General features: G+C 66.7%; 17 protein-coding genes. 14 read left to right on the top strand and 3 right to left on the bottom strand.

All coding sequences use genetic code 11. The features are described from left to right. The first annotated feature begins 521 nt into the window (after positions 1 to 521). The 3 genes from G6032_RS15255 (at position 522) to G6032_RS15245 (ending at position 4,452) form a co-directional block, all read left to right on the top strand. Positions 522 to 2,579, top strand: coding sequence for a hypothetical protein (locus G6032_RS15255; RefSeq protein ID WP_165283024.1), 2,058 nt, complete (start codon positions 522 to 524; stop codon positions 2,577 to 2,579). A 240-nt stretch (positions 2,580 to 2,819) separates the two neighbouring features. After that, a complete protein-coding gene (locus tag G6032_RS15250) occupies positions 2,820 to 3,752 on the top strand; it encodes a glycosyltransferase (RefSeq protein WP_165283023.1) in 933 nt (310 codons plus the stop codon). Between the two features lie 10 nt (positions 3,753 to 3,762). Next, positions 3,763 to 4,452, top strand: coding sequence for a sulfotransferase (locus G6032_RS15245; RefSeq protein WP_165283022.1), 690 nt, complete (start codon positions 3,763 to 3,765; stop codon positions 4,450 to 4,452). A 57-nt stretch (positions 4,453 to 4,509) separates the two neighbouring features. Here G6032_RS15245 and G6032_RS15240 read toward each other — a convergent pair whose 3' ends face one another. The 3 genes from G6032_RS15240 to G6032_RS15230 form a co-directional block, all read right to left on the bottom strand. Then, on the bottom strand, positions 4,510 to 5,622 hold the full coding sequence (locus tag G6032_RS15240) for a polysialyltransferase family glycosyltransferase (RefSeq protein ID WP_165283021.1): 1,113 nt from the start codon (positions 5,620 to 5,622) through the stop codon (positions 4,510 to 4,512). A 205-nt stretch (positions 5,623 to 5,827) separates the two neighbouring features. Then, complete coding sequence (locus tag G6032_RS15235; protein WP_165283020.1) at positions 5,828 to 6,907, bottom strand: SMP-30/gluconolactonase/LRE family protein; 1,080 nt, start codon at positions 6,905 to 6,907, stop codon at positions 5,828 to 5,830. Between the two features lie 28 nt (positions 6,908 to 6,935). After that, positions 6,936 to 7,307, bottom strand: a complete 372-nt coding sequence (locus G6032_RS15230) for a nuclear transport factor 2 family protein (RefSeq protein ID WP_165283019.1) — start codon at positions 7,305 to 7,307, stop codon at positions 6,936 to 6,938. 242 nt (positions 7,308 to 7,549) lie between these two features. On the opposite strand from G6032_RS15230, the gene G6032_RS15225 reads away from it, so the two are divergent. From G6032_RS15225 to glmU, 11 genes are all read left to right on the top strand, one after another. Next, positions 7,550 to 8,014 carry a cupin domain-containing protein gene (locus tag G6032_RS15225; protein ID WP_165283018.1) on the top strand — a complete coding sequence of 155 codons (465 nt, stop codon included), beginning with the start codon at positions 7,550 to 7,552 and terminating at the stop codon, positions 8,012 to 8,014. Positions 8,015 to 8,108: 94 nt separating this feature from the next. Continuing rightward, positions 8,109 to 8,432: a hypothetical protein gene (locus tag G6032_RS15220; protein ID WP_165283017.1), complete on the top strand. Its 324-nt coding sequence runs from the start codon at positions 8,109 to 8,111 to the stop codon at positions 8,430 to 8,432. A 63-nt stretch (positions 8,433 to 8,495) separates the two neighbouring features. After that, positions 8,496 to 11,039, top strand: coding sequence for a prolyl oligopeptidase family serine peptidase (locus tag G6032_RS15215; protein WP_165283016.1), 2,544 nt, complete (start codon positions 8,496 to 8,498; stop codon positions 11,037 to 11,039). Positions 11,040 to 11,096: 57 nt separating this feature from the next. Beyond that, positions 11,097 to 12,032 carry an alpha/beta hydrolase gene (locus G6032_RS15210; protein WP_206212018.1) on the top strand — a complete coding sequence of 312 codons (936 nt, stop codon included), beginning with the start codon at positions 11,097 to 11,099 and terminating at the stop codon, positions 12,030 to 12,032. An 18-nt stretch (positions 12,033 to 12,050) separates the two neighbouring features. Continuing rightward, entirely contained in the window at positions 12,051 to 12,638 is a 588-nt protein-coding gene (locus tag G6032_RS15205) for a class I SAM-dependent methyltransferase (protein ID WP_165283015.1), read from the top strand. A 30-nt stretch (positions 12,639 to 12,668) separates the two neighbouring features. Then, a complete protein-coding gene (locus tag G6032_RS15200; RefSeq protein ID WP_165283014.1) occupies positions 12,669 to 13,850 on the top strand; it encodes an NAD(P)/FAD-dependent oxidoreductase in 1,182 nt (393 codons plus the stop codon). Positions 13,851 to 13,930: 80 nt separating this feature from the next. Beyond that, entirely contained in the window at positions 13,931 to 15,124 is a 1,194-nt protein-coding gene (locus G6032_RS15195) for an erythromycin esterase family protein (protein ID WP_165283013.1), read from the top strand. A gap of 73 nt (positions 15,125 to 15,197) precedes the next feature. Next, entirely contained in the window at positions 15,198 to 15,353 is a 156-nt protein-coding gene (locus G6032_RS15190) for a hypothetical protein (protein ID WP_165283012.1), read from the top strand. A gap of 39 nt (positions 15,354 to 15,392) precedes the next feature. Continuing rightward, positions 15,393 to 16,406, top strand: a complete 1,014-nt coding sequence (locus G6032_RS15185) for a YncE family protein (protein WP_165283011.1) — start codon at positions 15,393 to 15,395, stop codon at positions 16,404 to 16,406. 7 nt (positions 16,407 to 16,413) lie between these two features. After that, entirely contained in the window at positions 16,414 to 16,857 is a 444-nt protein-coding gene (locus tag G6032_RS15180; RefSeq protein ID WP_165283010.1) for a hypothetical protein, read from the top strand. A 160-nt stretch (positions 16,858 to 17,017) separates the two neighbouring features. Next, entirely contained in the window at positions 17,018 to 18,385 is a 1,368-nt protein-coding gene (gene glmU, locus G6032_RS15175; protein WP_206212016.1) for a bifunctional UDP-N-acetylglucosamine diphosphorylase/glucosamine-1-phosphate N-acetyltransferase GlmU, read from the top strand. Positions 18,386 to 18,394 lie beyond the last annotated feature (9 nt).

Genomic DNA, 18,394 nt, shown 5'->3' with positions numbered 1-18,394 from the left:
CTTTCGACAGGGCGCCAACCCGCCGCAGTCGATTCCGGCCCGCCCCTCGATCAGTCCGGATGCCCGTCATCGAGGCGTAATAAAGGCCCGAATTCGACTCGCCAGGAGCCCCCGAAAGCCAGACAGGAATGCTTCTCATTCATGTCTTTACTGCGTAAATGTCCTAATTGTTCAAGTCTCTGATGCAGACCAATATCCAGCGTGAGCATTCCGTCGGGAACCTCTAGGTTGAGGTTATGCGGAATGCATATTTTGGGGAAGCGCTCTGAATCCCTTTGGAGGGAATAATGAAAAGTAAATGGTTACTGGCAGCGACACTGGTGTGTGCTGCTTCTTTCGGACTCGCCGGCTGTGAAGGCGATGACGGCGACACGGGGCCTGCCGGCCCTCCTGGGGCACCAGGCGCTCCGGGACCTGAAGGTCCTCCGGGCCCGGGTGTAGTCACGACACCCATCGAGTCCTGCGCCGTATGTCACGACGCCGGCTCCTTCGCTGATGCCACTGCGGGTCATGAATTCGACGTGCCGCAGGCCGCGGCGTTTTCTGATTTCGTCGTTACCGACGACGGCACCGACGTGGAAGTCACGTTCAGCGTGACGGTCGATGGCGAACCTGCAGACAGCGCGACGCTGTACCGGGCCTACGCCTGGGACGGCACGGATCGTACGGGTTTACGCTTTCCTCCGAGGGGCGATAACCCTGGGCTCGACCTCGTGACGTTCACCAACGACGGTGGCGGCGATTACACCGTCACCATCCCCGATGGCGTCGCACTGCTGCCCGGCAACCAGCGTTACCTGATGATTCTCCGCGTCGGGGACAACGACCTCGAGGTCGTGGCCCTGGGTGACTACCCGGATGCCATTCCGCTCGCCGGGCTGGCCAGCAACCAGGCCTGTGTCGACTGCCACGGCGCCAGCGGTGAAGTCGGACGGTTCGCCCCGGACAATCGCGGCGGCCATTACTCCGCCCCGATGACCGTGGACGCCTGCGTGGTCTGCCACACGGGCGGTACGCCGGGCGAGGGTCCGTCATACGGCCAGATCGCCGAGATCATCCACGGCATCCACAACTCGGCCAACTTCCCGGATGGCGAGTTCGTGTCGCGGCGCGACACCGTCTACGACGTCGGCTATCCGACGTATATGACGAACTGCAGCGTCTGCCATCGCGATGACGTCGTCCCGGCCGCAGACGGCGCCACCGCCCTCGAGGCGGCGAACGCCATGCCCGTCTCGGGCCCGGGCTGCTTGAGCTGCCATGGCTCTCTGGAAAGCTTCGGCTTCACGGCGGGTCTTGAGTTCCACCTCAACATCCCGGATCCGACAGCACCGACCGCTTGCTCTGCTTGCCACGACGGCAGCACTGCAGGCGCGACCGTCGCGGATTATCACGACGGCCTCGAAACCGGTCGCGGCGGCATCATCTTCGGTGGTGAGGACACGTCCGTCACCGAAGGCAACAAGTTCGTCTGGACGATCGACGGGATCGTCGATGACGGTACCGACCTGGCGATCTCCTGGTCGGCCACCTACGACGGCGTCGCGGTCAATCCGTGTAACGCCACCGTGGGTGATACCGCCCCGGTGTTCCATGCCGACGGCGAAGGCAACCTGAGCATGCTGCGCAGCTACTTCCAGGGCGATGACCCCATCATCGGGCTGGCGAATGCTCCGGGGCAGGCTGCAGCCGTGGGGGTCACCACCGACAACACGACCTGCTCCGGCAACGTCGCCACGACCACCATCCCGGTGGACGATGTCGACGCCGAGCGCGGTATTGTTGCCCTGCAGGGCAAGCCGCGTGTGGTCAACGTCGTCGACCCGACCGACACCATGCGCGTCCGCGCCTTCACGCCGACCCGCGAGTGGGTCGTCGGTGATGGCGAGCTGCCGGTGGACACGCGCCGCGCTGTCGTCGACAGCGGCGAGTGCCTGAAGTGCCATGTCGGTTCCATGTACCAGCACGGCGGCAACCGGGTCGACAACGTCGAGATGTGCAACCTCTGCCACAACCCGGCGTCCAACGACCAGTATGTTCGTGTCGGCCAGGGTGTCGATGCCTCCGAGGCCTATGACGGCCAGGTTGGCGAGACGTTCGAGATGAAGACCATGCTGCACGCGATCCATTCGGCCGGCGCCACTGGCAAGCCGTACGTCATCTACCGGAACCGCGGCATCTATGCCTGGGCCGATAGTGCGGATCAGCTTCCCAACTGGCCGGGCGACGGACGTTCCATCGTGTTCGGATCCGACGACGTCGAGCAGAACCACACTTTCTCATCGCCGACCTATCCGCGGGCGCTCAACGCCTGCCTGGCCTGCCATGTGGAAGACTTCGCGGTGCTGCCCGATCCGACGCAGGCGATGGCCACTACGGTCGGCGCCGGCGGCGATGACGACTACACCAACCTGCAGGACGACATCCTCGAGGGTGTCAATTCTGCGGCCTGCATGAGCTGCCATGCCTCCTCCGACCCCGCGGTCGACGGTGCGCTGAGGGGCCATGCGGAACAGAACGGTTGGACCCCGCAGGAATTCCCTGAGGGTCGTCAGACGATCATCGACGCGATCGACTAAGCCCAAGGTGGTCGGGTGAGCCATCTGGCCCACCCTTTACCACCGAACCAACAGCGGCCGGGAGAGCAATCTCCCGGCCGTTTTTTATTGCTTCGCGGTTGAGCGGTGTTCCCTGGAGCGGCGGCGACGGTCCCGCGGGCTTGGGCTTTCCATCACGGCAAGTGACAATAGGCCCGATGGAGCACTCCCCGCCATGAGTCCTGATCACGTGCTTACCGGCACTTCACCGGGCGGGCGGCCATGAGCAGCGCACCGCGCGAGTCGCTCGCCGATCGTGTCGTGCTCCTGTTCATGCGCCTCGCTGCCAGCGGCTGGGTGCCGGCCCGCTGGTTCCTCCGGAGCATTCCGCCGGAGTCCGGGCGCAGGGCCGCCACCGGCCAGCTGGAGATCGAGATCGTGAGCCATTGCTGGGGCTATGCGCACATGCAGGCCTACCAGCTCAGCTCGCTGGTCCTGCATCCGCCGCAGCGCTGCCGGGTGACGATGACCGTCTATTACTCTCCGGAAGACGCCGCCACCGTCGCGTTGCTCGATCACTTCTCTGCCATCGAGGTGCCCGGCGTGACCTGGAACTGGCAGGCACTCGACAAATTCCACCTGTTCCGGCGCGCCATCGGCCGCAACCACGCCGCGCGCAACACCGGCGCCGACTGGATTTGGTTCACGGACTGCGACGTGGTGTTCGGCGCCGGCTGCCTCGACGGCCTGGCCGATGCCTTGCAGGGACGGCGCGACACCCTGGTGTTCCCGCGTACCGAGCATTGTTCCGCCGTGCTCGAACCCGGGGACGCGGTGCTGGAAGCCGGCAAGGGCGAGCCGGGGCTGCTCGACATCGATCCCGCTGCGTTCGCACCGCAACAGCGCGACCGCGCCACCGGGCCGCTGCAGATCGCGCACGGCGACGTGGCGCGCGCCTGTGGCTATTGTGCGCAGCTCGGGGTTTACCAGAAGCCGGTAGCGCACTGGGCCAAGGCGCACGAGGATCGGGCTTTCCGCTGGCTGCTGCGCACCCGAGGGGAGCCCGTCGACGTGCCGGGGGTGTACCGTATACGCCATGTCAGCAAGGGGCGTTACCAGCAGGACAGCTGGACGGCGCGCCTCAGGACCTGGATCCGGCGTATCCAGCTGCGCATGCGCGAGGGGAAGGGCAATGAACGATCGGGGAGCAGGTGAGATCAGGCGCATGACACCCCACACGAGACCTACGGACACGCTGCCGAGAGTCGTGCAGATCGGCTTTCACAAGTGCGGCACGCGCAGCCTCGAGCAATTGTTTCGCGGCGCCGGTCACCCGGTGGTGAAGTACAGGCTTCGCCGGCCGTTGCGGCGCAGCCGCAATGCCGCGCTGCTCATGCAGCAGAACCTCGAGGCCAGGCGCAAGATTTTCGCCGGGATGGAAGATCACGTGTTTTTCGCCGACCTGATCTACCAGACGGAGCGCGACAGCTTCGAGCCCATCCGGCACTTCCGGGAGATCATGCGCGACTACCCGGACACCCTCCTGTTGCTCAACGTCCGCAACCGCGAGGACTGGATCCGCTCACGCCTGAAACATGGGCATGGCGAGTTTGCCCAGCGCGTCATGAAGCAGCGGGGAATCGCCTCCACGGAGGAACTGGCCGAAACCTGGCGCCGGGAATGGGACACCCACCTGGCGGAAGTCCGGGCGTTCATGGCCGACCGCCCCGAACAGTTCATCGAGTTCGACATCGACACGGGTTCGGTCGAGGCGCTCGTCGAGCGGCTCTCAGCCTATGGACTCCGAGCCGAGCACTGGGGCGACATCGGGCGGACGCGCGGCATCCGGCGCCATCCCCTGGTAGCGAAGCTGAAGCGGCTCTGGGCGCACGCGCGCTGGCGTCCATCGGACTGAAGCGGGCCAATGGCCCTCGAGCGGGCATTCGAGTCGCCAGCGAGCCTCCGGGTTCGACTACCGGCCCGGCGCCTCGTCAGACAACTCGCTTTCCAGCGCCTCGTAGGACAGCTGCTCGATACCCATCTTGCGGAACAGCGACTGCAGCTCGCCGCGGTAGTGCTCGATCGTGGGGTGCGGCACCTCGATCGCGATCGCGCGCTGCGTCGGCTGCAGCCATTTCACGGTGAACAGCGAGGAGCTGATGTCGGCGAGGAACACGCAGTCCTCGCGAAGAAAAGGCAGCAGCAATTCGAAGCCGACGCGGTTGTCGAGATGCACTGCGCGCGGATATCTCTTGCGCAACTCGTCCAGCAGTTGCGAGCGGGGATGAGCCTTGATGGCGATGCGCTCGGGCGCGCAGCGTGCGCCGAGCATCCGCATCATCCTCTCCGTGTGCGCCCAGGTGTCCGCATAGTGCTGCTCGTGCGTCAGCAGCAGGACGAAGTCGATCTCGCCGAGGGTCGTCCGGTCGATGCCCGTTACCTCCGCCAGCGCCCGCGACATGTGCTCGAACTCGGGCGTGTCGAAGTAGCGGCTGTCGAAGGGCCGCACGGTCTTGCCCATCTCCCGGTAGACGGGGTGGACGAGCTCCGGAAACACGGCGTAGACCGCGGAAATCCATCCGGAGGTCCCGAGGATCACGGGGTTCTTCCACCAGGTGCCGTAGTAGAGCTTTTTCAGCAGCGCGTCGCCGTACTTGTGCTGGAAACTGTGCATGCGCCGCGACCCGAGATACGTATGCAGGCCGTCGTCGAGGTAGATTCCTTCCACGGCCGGGTCATGCCGGCGGGCGACGTGCATGGCGTACTGGAACTCGACGTGCCGGTCGCTGCCGGTGAAAATCTTGGCCGCCGGGCGCTTTGCGAGATAGTCGTGCAGCACTTTCATGCGCTTCTTGCGCTGGCGCGCCTTGCTGCCCTGGCCACGGCCCGGACCGCTCTCGAGCGTGAGCACGTCGCAAAAGACCTGCCCGTCCCGGCTGATCACCTCGCCGAGCAGCTTCGCGTTGCTCTCGATGCGGGAGGAGATCACGGCAATGCTGCGCACGTCTTTGTGACGGATCGCCATGTTGACGGCGAGCAGGAAATGCAGCGGCGAGGATATGAAGTAGTAGTGGTAGCCCGACACGGTCCGACTCGTCTGCCAGCCTCGGCGTGATGTTACGGGACTTTACACCTTAGCGGGACCCGGGCGAGATCATGGTGTCCTCGACCGTGCAGCAGCTTTCAGGCGGCTCGGGCTGCGTCTTCGAGGACCGCGGGGAGCACCAGCTCAAGGGCGTGCCGGATCCGTGGCGCCTCTACGCCGTGGCGGACTGAAACGACGCGCCCCGTCACTCCTGGCCGGCCTCCAGTTTCACGAGCGTGTCGCCGAGGCCGGTGAGGTAAACGGGGCCGCCTTCGGACGTCAGGATCAGTCCGGTGAGCAATCCCGGCAGCGGCGACCACATGTCCGGCCCGAACAGTTCCAGCTGCGGCTCGCCGCTCTCCGTGCGGCGCTGCCATTCGGCCAGCAGCTGCTGGTGTGCCGCGGTTTGCGGGTAGTAGGCGGTCGACCATTCGCCGGATTCAGGATCGACGACCAGCAGCGCGTTGGCGATCGGTGAGGCGACCCACAGCCGCCCGGCGGCATCGACCTCGATATTGTCCGGTGTCGGCAACTCGGCGACCACGCGACGACCCGTAAGCTCGCCGGTCGCCACGTCCATGCGGTAACCGAGGATGCGATCGGCCATGGTTTCCGCCACGTACAGCTCGCCGCGCACTTCGTCGATCGCCAGGCCATTGGCGAATTCCAGCCCGGAGATCTTCAGTTCGGCCGTCGCGCCTGACCCGTCGCCGCCGGCCGGCGCCAGTCGGAAGACAGCACCGTCGGACGGCTTCATGTCCACGGCCGCGAACATCCTCGCTTCGGAGTCCGGGCCGTTGTTCTCCGTCGACTGGCTGAACCAGAGGGCGCCGCTGCTGTCGCGCCGGGCCGAATTGGCGCCGAACTCGTGCTGGAAGACCCGCTCGACGGACTCGTTGCCGGTGTGGACGCGGTAAATCGCCCCGGTGAATATGTCGGCCACGAGCACGTGGATCCCGTCCGGCTCGAACGCCACCCCGTTCGGCCCCGCGCTTCGAGTCGGCGGCTCGTGCACGTATCCCGCTGCACCGAAATCGCCAAACGGTCGCGTGGTGCCGTCGGCCCGCAACGCAACAAGACCATGCACCTGGTCGGCGATCAGCAGCGTGCCGTCGGGCAGCGCCACGCCGTCTTCCGGGCGCTGCAGGGAGCGATCTGCAGGGAAAAACGAAGCCTGCTCCGTCGTCCAGGCCGGTGGTTGCTCGAATGCTTCTGCCGAGGCGGGAATCCATGCGGCGAGGGCCAGGCAGCCCAATGCGGAGAGAAGAACTGTGTGCCTGATCATCATAAGGGCTCCAGCTGAATTGCAGTGTTTACTCTGGGTGCAGGTAAAACACTTTGCTCATGATCTGCCAGCGACCATCGATCTTCACCAGCGTGAAGAAGTCGGTGAAGCGATGGCCGGTCCAGTTGTCGATCTCGATGCGCACGGTCGCGGCGGTGCCTTCGATGTCGATGCGGGGTTCGCCGGCCTCGACATCCGCCGCCGGGCCGTTGTCGTCGTGCCACTCGTAGAACATGCCGATGGGTCCCGCGAACAGGTCCGGGCCGACGTAGCCGCAGATCGTGGCCAGTTCATGGAAGATGGGGCGCAGGTGATCGCTGCTGCCGTTGCGCGCGCCCTCGATGTAGGTCTGCATGATTGCGCCGATCTGTTGGGCATCATCTCCTGCCGAAGTGCTCATTCGAATCTCCTTTCCAGGAAAAGTAGTGGGTCAGGCGGATCGAATTGGCTTCACAGCAGCGCGCTGATTTCGCCGCGTATCGCCGATACCGGCTCGTGTATCTTTCTTGTCCGAACGAATTCACGGGAAGATACCAGAAAACCGTCGCAGGAACGTGGCGCCCCGAACGACTCACGCGCCTGTGGCGAGAGCGGCCATGTGCTATACCCGGAACAACTATGCGCTGACATCGGAGTTATCAAATGCCATGGCATAAGAAAATCACCGCAGCGTTTCTTACCGCCTTTTGCTGCACCACGTTGTTGACGGCGGCCCCGTCGATGGGCGAGGCGCCCGTGAGCTGGTCTTACGAGGATCCGGATCTGCAGTGGGGTCCCTGCCCGGAGTTCATGCCGGACGGCTGCGCGATCGCGGTGCTGCATGGCGATCCATCCAGCAAGAACGCGGATATCTTTTTCAAGGTTCCGGCGGGTGCGGTCGTCCCGCGCCACACGCATACTTCGGCCGAACGCATGGTGCTCGTCTCCGGCGCGCTTCGCGTGACTTACGACGGATACGACCCGGTGGACATGAAACCCGGCATCTACGCCTATGGTCCGCCTGAGATGCCCCACAAAGCATTGTGCACGGGCGCAGAGGCGTGCGTGCTGGCGATCGCCTTCGAGGAGCCTATCGATGCGTTTCCGCATCCGCCGGGTGACAGCTGAAGTACCTCCCCAGGCAGGGGAGCGACTGACCGTACAACCCCGGAGGCGTTAATATCGAGGTCGGGATGGCGGCATAACAGGCTGGGTGGGCGTCATGTCGGAACACAAGTTCGAATACGGTCCGGTCGCAAGGGGCACTTACATGGCCCTTGTCTGGCTGGTGATCCTCACGGCGATCGTATTCCCAGAGCTGTTGCTCTGGCACCTGCTGCTGATTTTATTTCTCGGCCTTGGGTTGCGTCCCCTGCTGGAAAAGACCGGCTTGTACGACCTGTACGCGCACGTGACGGTCTCGATTGCGGAACGATTGGACCGGAAGTTCGTCGAAGAACGGCGCCGGGAAATCGAGCGCAACAGGCGGCGTAAAATGTACCGCCGCTTCGGCAAAGACGATCCTCGTCTGCCGAAAAACTGGTGACCCGGCTCGCGTAGCTCGCCTCGTCCCGTTCACCTGTCGTTGCCTGTGCCCGGAAACTCGCCTATGAAAAGCTTTCGCTGTGTCTGCTCTGTTTTGATGGTGCTGGTCGTTCCGCCTCTGTGGGCCGAGGCGCCCGCGGAGCAGGACGAGGGCATCCTGGTCCCGGTGGAACAGGTGCTGGAACTCGGGCCATTGCCGCTCTCGGCCGGCCTGCTCGGGGATTCCGACAAGACCGATGCACTGCAGCGCGCCATCGTCGCGCAGGCGGCGCAGGGCCCGATGCCGCGCGCCGGCGCCGGGGTGCCGGTTTTCGGGCAATCGTTGTCCTGGCAGGCGCGCTCGCCGGCGTCGGCGGCCGACTCGGAGACGGCGACCGATCCGGAGACCGCGGCGTTGTGGCTCTGGTCCTGGCAGCTGGATGCGGATCGCTTCGTGAAGGGGCACCTGAAGATCGAGGGCCTGGAGGGCACGGCGCTGTTCAATGGCGTGACGCCCGTGACCGGCGACGATGAGAAGGGACACGAGCTGGCGCTGCGCAATGGCACGCACACGCTCTGGCTGTTGCACCGCGGGCCGAAGGGCGAAGACCCGCCGGCACTGAGCTGGCACGGCAAGACCGCGGTCGACCGCGTCCAGGCGCACACCCGGCCCGAGCGGCGCGTCTCGCCGGAGCGCCTGACAAATGCCGAGACGGTGGCCAGCATGGCCATCTCGCCGGATGGCCGGTTTCTCGCGCTGGCCTTCGACGGCCGTAGCGACGCCGCGGACCTCGACGTACGCCGCATGGCGATCCGCGACCTGGAGGAAGGGGGCATCGTGCGCCAGTGGACGGGCGAACGGCCCAAGGCGCTGGCCTGGAGCCCCGACGGCCGTTTCCTCGCCATCCAGGAAGACAAGAATCTCTGGCTGCATGGCTGGCCCGACGGCGAGGCCCGATTGTTGCTGGCCAACCACGAGAACCTCGGCAGTTTCCGCTGGCATCCGGACAGCGGCTCGATCATTTTTTCCTGGACCGAGCCGTTCAAGGCCGAGGACGTGAAGGCAAGACGCATGCGCGCCCTGGACGACCGCTGGAAGACGTTTCGCGACAACAGCCAGCTCTACCAGGTCGATGTCGCCAGCGGGATGATCCGCCCCCTGACGACCGGCGAGCGCTCCGTCAACCTGCTCGACATTCATCCGGACGGCGACCGGCTGCTCGCCTGGGAGCGGTTTCCGGACCACGCGGAACCGCCGCACAGCCTGACGCGCCTTTTCGAGATCAGCCTGGCAGACCTCGAGCAGCGCGAGATCGGCCGCTACCGCGTGCTGAACGGCGCCCTGTTTGCAGCCGAAGGCTACTGGCTGATGTCCGGCCCGGGGCTGCCCATCGGCGACGGCATCGCTTTCGAGGCGGACCGGTTGCCGAACGAAATGGACACGCAGCTCTATCGCTTGTCCGTCGATGGCAAGACCGCGCGCAGCATGAGCCGGGGCCTGGATCCGTCGATCGACGGGATCCACCGGCTGCCCGGCGGGGACCTGCTGGTGTCGGTGACGGACCGCGACTACAAGTCCTTGCTGCGCTTCGACGCCGACCGCGAGCGCTTCACGCCGCTTGAGACGGGCGTGGAGGTCATGGAGTCGTTCGCCGCCTCGGAGGGGCGCCGGCCGGTGGTCGCGGTGCGCGGCACCGACGCGGACCGGCCACAGCGCGTGCACCTCGTCGACGTGAGCCGCAACCGGAACCGCACGCTGATCGACACCCAGCCCCTCGAGTATCCCGACGTCCAGCTCGGCCGCGTCGCGCCGTGGACGTTCACCAACACGGCCGGGGACGAGATCGACGGGCGCTACTACCTGCCGCCGGATTTCGATCCGCAGCGCAAGTACCCGCTGATCGTCTACTACTACGGCGGCACGCGGCCCGTGAACAGGCAGTTCACCGGGCGCTATCCGTTCAATCTGTGGGCCGCGCAGGGCTACGTGATCTACGTGCTGCAGCCACGCGGCGCCACCGGCTACGGCCAGGCGTTTTCCGCCTTCCACGTCAACACCTGGGGCGAGTACACGGCGGACGACATCATCGAGGGCACGAAGAAATTTGTCGCCGCGCACGACTTCGTGGACGGCGAGCGCATCGGCAACATCGGCGCCAGCTACGGTGGCTTCATGACAATGCAACTGGCCACGTTGACCGACCTGTACGCCGCGTCGATCTCGCACGCCGGGATCAGCGCGCTGACCGGGTACTGGGGCCAGGGCTGGTGGGGCTACAGCTACAGCGGCCTCGCCAGCCACGGCTCCTTCCCCTGGAACAACCCCGAACTCTACGTGGGGCAGAGCCCCGTCTACAGCGCGGACAAGGTCACGACGCCGCTGTTGCTGCTCACCGGCGACTCCGATACCAACGTCCCGCCGGGCGAGAGCCACAACATGTACACGGCGCTCAAGCTGCTGGGCCGCGAGGTGGAGCTCATCGAGATCCCCGGCCAGGACCACTGGATCCTGGATCGCGAGAAGCGCTACGTCTGGTGGGACACCATGCTGGCCTGGTTCGACTACTGGTTGAAGGACCAGCCGGAGTGGTGGCATCACCTCTACCCGGAGACGGCGGAGCAGGAGTAGGTGCCACGTCTTCGGCCGCCCTGCCCATCGTCGGTCACCGCGCCGGTTGCGGCATCGGTGACGATACGGCGAGGCCTGGCCTGGCTGGTGGTCGGCGTGACATTGCTCATCGGCGCATGTACACAGGTGCCCATGCGCACAACGGATGATCCCGTGGTCAGCTGGTCGGATATCACGGCCCAGCCGCTGCCGCCGCCCGGGCGACGCATCGCTTACGGCAGCGACCCGGAACAGTTCGGCGAGCTGCGGCTGCCTTCCGCCGACGGGCCGCACCCCGTCGTCGTGGTGTTGCATGGCGGTTGCTGGCAGTCCGCCTACGATCTCGAGCACATCAGCCACGTGAGCGCAGCACTGGCGCGCAGCGGCCTCGCGGTGTGGACCGTCGAGTATCGGCGCATAGGCCATGCCGGCGGCGGCTGGACGGGGACTTTCGACGACGTCGTTCGCGGCACAAACCATCTGCGGGTGCTGGCGGAAGAAAACGCGCTCGACCTGGACCGCGGCGTGGCGCTGCTCGGCCACTCCGCCGGCGGGCACCTGGCGCTGTGGCTGGCGTCGCGGCGAACTGTGCCGCCGGCGGAGCAAGTCGAAGCCGGGTCGTTCGACGTCGGGCTTGCACTCGCCGTCCGCGGCGTCGTGTCGCTCGCCGGGATCACGGACCTCAGGGACTACGCCGCGGGCGACGGGAGTTGCAACGCTTCGGTCGAACCGCTGCTGGGCGGGGCCTTCGAGGCCGTGCCCGCACGTTATGCCGCCGCCAGCCCGATCGAGCAGGTGCCGCTCGGCGTGCCCGCGCGGTTGCTGCACGGGCGCCTCGATTCGATCGTGCCGCTGGCGCAGAGCGAGCGCTTCGCTGCGCAGGCCCGCGCGGCCGGCGACGCCGCAGTCGTCGAAGTGATCGAAGGGGCGGGCCATTTCGATCTCATCGCGCCGTTTGCGCCGGCCTGGCCGAGCGTCGAGGCCGCGGTGCACGAACTCTTTTCTGCCCCTTAGCGATACAGGCGGATTGGCATGTGGGACGAACGTTACCGGCGCGAGGACTATGTCTACGGCAAGGCGCCGAACGATTTTCTCGCCTCTCACGTCGATGAACTGCGACCCGGCAACGTCTTGTGCCTGGCCGAGGGCGAGGGCCGCAACGCGGTGTTCCTGGCGGCGCGCGGTTTCGCCGTGACGGCCGTCGATGCGTCGGCCGTGGGGCTCGAGAAAGCGGCAAGGCTGGCGGCGGAGCACGACGTCGAGGTCGAGACCATCTGCGCCGACCTCGCGGACTATGACCTCGGCGCGGCGCGCTGGGACAACATCGTGTCGATCTACTGCCATGTCCTGTCGCCCTTGCGCGCCGAGCTGCATCGGCGCGTCGTGGCGGCCCTGCGTCCCGGGGGCGTCTTCCTGCTGGAGGGCTACACGCCGCGGCAGCTGGAATTCAACAGCGGCGGGCCGCGTGACCCGGACCGGCTGATGAGCAGCGCCGTCCTCGCGCGCGAGCTAAAGGGACTGGAGTTCCGCCGCCTGGAGGAGCTGGAACGCGATATCCACGAGGGCAGCCATCACAGCGGCCGGAGCGCAGTGGTGCAGGTCGTTGCGACGAAACCCTGAGCGTCACGCGTCGTCCCGGGACGGATGCGAATGAGCGAGGTTGATTACGACGTCGTGATCATCGGCGCCGGCGCCGCCGGGCTGATGTGCGCGATCGCGGCGGGTGAGCGGGAGCGGCGCGTGCTGGTCCTGGACCACGCCAACAAGGTCGGCAAGAAGATCCTCATGTCCGGCGGCGGACGCTGCAACTTCACCAATCTCCATTCCACGCCCGACAACTTCATCTCCGCCAACCCGCACTTCGCCAGGTCGGCGCTGGCGCGCTACACGCCGGCCGACTTCGTGGCACTGGTGGACAAGCACGCGGTGCCCTGGCACGAGAAGAAGCTCGGCCAGCTGTTTTGCGACCGCAGTTCCAAGGACATCGTGCGCCTGCTGCTCGACGAGTGCGCCGCCGTCGGCGCCATCGTCCGCACCCATTCCCCGGTGGAGGTCCTGGAGGTCGGCGCGCCCCATCGGCTCCAGGCGCCGCAGGGCGAGATCAGCTGCGAGTCGCTCGTCATCGCCACCGGGGGTTACTCGATTCCGTCGCTGGGCGCCACCGGCTTCGGTTTCGACCTGGCGCGATCCCTCGAACTGCCGGTCCTGCCGACGAGGGCGGCCCTCGTTCCCGTGACGCTCGCGCGCCACGACCTGGAGCGGCTCGCGGATCTCTCCGGCGTGTCGCTGGACACGGTGACGAGCGCCGGCGGGGCGGCCTTTCGCGAGAACATCCTGTTCACCCATCGCGGTCTCAGCGGGCCGGCCGTGCTGCAGGCGTCCTCGTACTGGCACGAAGGGGAGCCGCTGGCCATCGACCTGCTCCCCGACGTGGAGGTCGCGGCGCTGATCGAGAACGCCCGGCGCGAGCGACCGAAGCTGGAGTTGAAGAGCCTGCTCGGCGAGCGCTGGACGCGCCGGGTCGCCCAGCGCTGGTGCGAGCTGTGGCTGGAGAACAAGCCGCTCGACCAGCTCGGGCCGGCCGATCTCGAGCGGGTGGCGGCGGCCTGCAAGCCGTGGGTCGTGCAGCCCGTCGGGACGGAAGGCTACCGCACCGCCGAGGTGACGCTCGGGGGGCTCGACACGAACGCCCTGTCCTCCAAGACGATGGGCTGTCGTGACTATCCGGGCCTGTTCTTCATCGGCGAGGTGGTGGACGTCACCGGCCACCTCGGCGGGCACAACTTCCAGTGGGCCTGGGCCTCGGGGCACGCTGCGGGACAATACGTGTGAACGCGGCGGATGCTAGATTCATGGTGCGCCGCCTACGGAAACGAAAACAGCCCGGGACCAGGATGACCAAGCCGAGTGGAATGACGAGAACCCGACACATCATCATCGCCTTGCTCGCCGTGTTGGGCGCGGCCTGCGCCTCGCCCGGGGTCGTCGAGGCGCCTGCGGGTCAGCCAGCGCCAGCCGGCCAGCCGGAACCTGCGGCCTCCGCGGCGTGGCTGGAGACGCTGGCCACGGCCGTCGGCGATCGCCGGCTCTTGCAGCTGGGCGAGAGCGGGCACGGCATGGCCGAGACCTACAAGGTCAAGACCGACATCGTGCGCCACATGCACGAGCGTCATGGCTTCGACATCCTCGCCGTGGAAGGCGGGCTCGCCGAGTGCTGGGTCGCCGCGCAGACGTTGGCGTCGTCGCCGCCCGCGGACGGCATGGAGGACTGCCTGTGGGGCGCGTGGGCCAGCGCGGAGGCGGAAGCCCTGTTTGCCTACCTGCGCAGCCGGGCGACGAGCGACAGGCCGCTGCGACTGGTGGGGGTGGACAACAGCCCGACCAGCCGGGCGTTCTCCCGCTGGCTCGCGACACGTCCGGAGCTGCCCGACGCCCTGTTGCGGGCCGAGCTGGATTTTCTCAAGGTGTTCCAACAGGGCGAACGGGACGAGCCGCTGGCGGTGATCCGGGCCCGCGCGGTGGAGAACTTTCGCCGGGCCTACGTCCAGATCGACGATCCGATGCTGGCGATGATCATCGAGGATCGCCTGGCGACGCTGGATTTCGATCCGGACACCTTCGACCTGGAGGTCCATGAACGCAACCGCGAGCGGCGCATGGCCGTGAACCTGTTACGGCACATGGACCGCAACCCGGGCGCACGCGTGATCTATTGGGCCCACAACGCCCACGTGGCGCGCAGTTACAGCGAGTTCGTCGGCGGGATTGCGCGGCAGGGTGAATTCATCCACGGCGCGCTGGGCGCAGAGAGTTATGTCGTAGGCATCTACCCGCTCGCCGGCCGCGGCTACGCCTGGTTCATCAACCAGGACTACGACATCCTGCCGCCCGAGCCGGGCTCGCTCGAGGCGCGCATGGCGGCGCTGCCCGGCGATCCGGTGTTCCTCGACCTCGACCGGGCCGTTGCCGCGGGGATGCGCTGGGTCGCGCAGCCGGTCATGAGCTACGAATGGGGTTTGAACGAGCAACTGATCGTGCCGCGCGAGATGTACGACGGCCTGTTGCTGCTGCGGGAAGTGTCGCCGATCACTCGCGAGGCGCCGTGAGTCCGGCGCAAGCGAACCGAAAATGGCTTACCCTGTGCGCTCATTCAGCAGTTCCCATGGAGAAAGCCGCACGATGGCCAAACCGAATTACGCGTTCGCCAAGCGCCAGCGAGACCTGGCAAAAAAGAAGAAGAAAGAAGACAAGAAACTCCGCAAGGCCGCGGCTGCCGACGATGGCCCCGCGGAGCCCGTGGCGGACAGTCCGGACGACACGACGGCGCTTTCCTGAACGCTGGCGGTCCGCCAACACTGGATGCAGGTGATCGATATGAAGCCCCGGATCCTGTTCGCGATCATGGCCTTGTTGCTGGGCGGCGCTGCAGCCCATGCGGACGTCTTGCTGGTGGGCAACAAGAGCGCCCATACCCTCTGGGCGCTGGATCTCGCCACGGGCGAGCGGCGCGCCGAGTTCGAGACAGGGGTCGGGCCGCACGAGGTGGAGGTCTCTCCCGACGGGCGGTTCGCCGTGGTGAGCAATTACGGCGCGCGGGATGAGGTCGGCAACACCCTGACGGTGCTCGACTGGCCGGCCGGCGAGGTGACGGCGACGATCGACCTCGGCGAGAACACGCGGCCGCACGGCATGGCGTTCCTGCCCGACGGAAGCCTGGTGGTGACCACCGAGGGTAGCGACCGGCTGCTGGTCGTGGACGTCGCGAGCGGCGCCGTCACGCAGCGCATCGATGTCGGCGAGGGGGTGGCGCACATGGTGGCGGCGTCGCCGGAAGGGCGTTTCGCCTGGGTAACGAACATATCCGCCGGAACGCTCGAGAAAGTCGACCTTGCGGCCGGCGAAGTCGTCGGTACGACCGTCACCGGGGCCGGCGCGGAAGGTGTCGGTGTGGCCCGCGGCGGACAGGAAGTCTGGGTGACCAACCGGGCCGACGATACGGTGAGCGTGATCGACGCGGACAGCCTCGAGACCATTGCCTTGCTGGAGTCCGCAGGGTTCCCGATTCGCGTGGACATGACCGCCGACGGCCGGCACGCGCTCGTGACCAATGCGCGCGCGGCCACGCTGTCGGTCTTCGATATCGAGCAGCGCACGCTCGCGGCGACCGTGCAGATCGCCGACCCCGATGCGGTCTACCAGGAAACCCTGCTGGGGAACGCGGCTTTGCCGATCGGTATCGCGAGCCATCCGCGAGGCGAATGGGTGTACGTCGCGGTGAGCGGGGCGAACGAGGTCGCGGTCATCGACCGGTCGAACTGGGAGATCGTGGCGCGCTGGCCCACCGGTCGCGAGCCGGACGCGCTCGGGATCGTGCTCACGGCGCCCTGACTTCGCCATGCGGACCTCGTACCGCCACAAGCAGTTCGGTACCGCGCTGGTGGTCCTCAACAGCGCGCTGATCCTGCTGGTGTTCTGGCTGACAGCCCAGGCTGGGCCCCATCCGGTGCTGTTGATGGTCCTGGCCCTGCTCGCTTTCCTGCTGGTCATCTTTTCGTCCTTGACCGTGATGATCACGGCCTCGTCGCTCGTGTTCTGGTTCGGGCCGGGGGTGATGCGCAAGACGGTGCCGCTGGCGAGCATCGAGAGCGCCGTGCCGGTGCGCAATCCCTGGTATGCAGGATTCGGCATCCGTTACCTGGTGCCGGGGATCCTGTACAACGTGTCGGGCTTGTCCGCCGTGGAGATCGTTTTGCGTGACGGCAAGCGCTTCCGGCTGGGCACCGACGAGCCGGAAAAGCTCGCCGCAGCCTTGCGAAAGGCGATGGAACGCGTCCTGTGAATAAGTTACCCACATTCGACGAACGCCGGATCGAAGCTGTGGATAAGTACCGTGCCGAGTTCTCGGCTCCGCGCCCCCGGGCTTCCCGGCCGGACACGGGTCGCGCAGGGCGGGCACCCGCTGTAACCTTTCCCGACTTTTCTCGAGGGATCCCCTGATCATGGCATTGCATGTCGTCATCCTGGCCGCGGGCCAGGGCACGCGGATGAAATCCGCGCTCCCCAAGGTGCTCCAGCCGCTCGCCGGCCGGCCGCTGCTGGCCCATGTGCTCGGTCGCGCGCTCGGACTGGGGGCCCACGCTACCCATGTCGTCTACGGCCACGGCGGCGATGCCGTGCCGCAGGCGTTTCCGGAGGCCGACGTGCGCTGGGTACTGCAGGCGGAACGGCTCGGGACGGGCCACGCGGTGGCGCAGGCCATGCCGGGAATTCCCGATGATGCCGTGGTCCTCGTGCTTTACGGGGACGTGCCGCTGATCGAGGCCTCCACCCTGAAGCCCCTGGTGACCGCCGCTCGGGAGGGCAAGCTGGCCCTGCTGGGCGTGAAGCTGGACGACCCCACCGGCTATGGGCGGATCGTCCGGGATGCCGGCGGCAAGGTCGTGCGGATCGTGGAAGAAAAAGACGCCTCCGCGGCGGAAAGGGCGGTCGCCGAGGTCAACACCGGCATCATGGCGGCGCCGGCCGGGCGGTTGCGCGCCTGGCTGGGGGGACTGTCGAACCGGAATGCCCAGGGCGAGTACTACCTGACCGACGTCGTCGGCCTGGCGGTCGCCGAGGGCATGACGGTCGAGGCGCTGCAGGCGCCGACCGTCGCCGAAGTGCTGGGGATCAACGACCGCGCCCAGCTGGCCGGCCTGGAAACCACGCTCCGGCGGCGGATCGCCGCCGACCTGATGACGGCAGGGGTGACGCTCGCAGACCCGGCGCGGATCGATGTGCGTGGCCGGGTGGATGCCGGCAGGGATGTCTTCATCGACATCAATGCCGTGTTCGAAGGCGTGGTCGAACTGGGCGACAACGTCTCGATCGGTCCGAACGTGTTCATTCGCGACAGCCGCCTCGGGCCAGGGTGCGTGGTCCAGCCGAACACCGTCATCGAGGGCGCCGACGTCGGTCCCGGCTGCGAGCTGGGCCCATTTGCGAGGTTCCGCCCCGGTGCTGAGCTCGCCGACGGGGTTCGCGTCGGCAACTTCGTCGAGATCAAGAACAGCCGAATCGGCCCGGCCAGCAAGGTCAACCACCTCAGTTATATCGGTGATGCCGAGATTGGGACGCGCGTCAACGTCGGCGCGGGCACGATCACGTGCAATTACGACGGCGCCAACAAGCACCGCACCGTGATCGGCGACGACGTGTTCGTCGGCTCGAACACGGCGCTCGTGGCCCCCGTAAATATTGGCGCGGGCGCCACGATCGGGGCGGGCTCGACGGTGTCCAAGGATGCGCCGCCTGCGGAGCTGACCGTGGCGCGCAGCAAGCAGGTGACGGTGCGCGGCTGGAAACGACCGGTGAAGAAGCCGGGTTGAGGAACGACT

The sequence above is a fragment of the Wenzhouxiangella sp. XN24 genome, from assembly GCF_011064545.1.
Taxonomy (GTDB): Bacteria; Pseudomonadota; Gammaproteobacteria; order Steroidobacterales; family XN24; genus XN24.
This window is presented reverse-complemented; position numbering and strand designations above follow the sequence as displayed.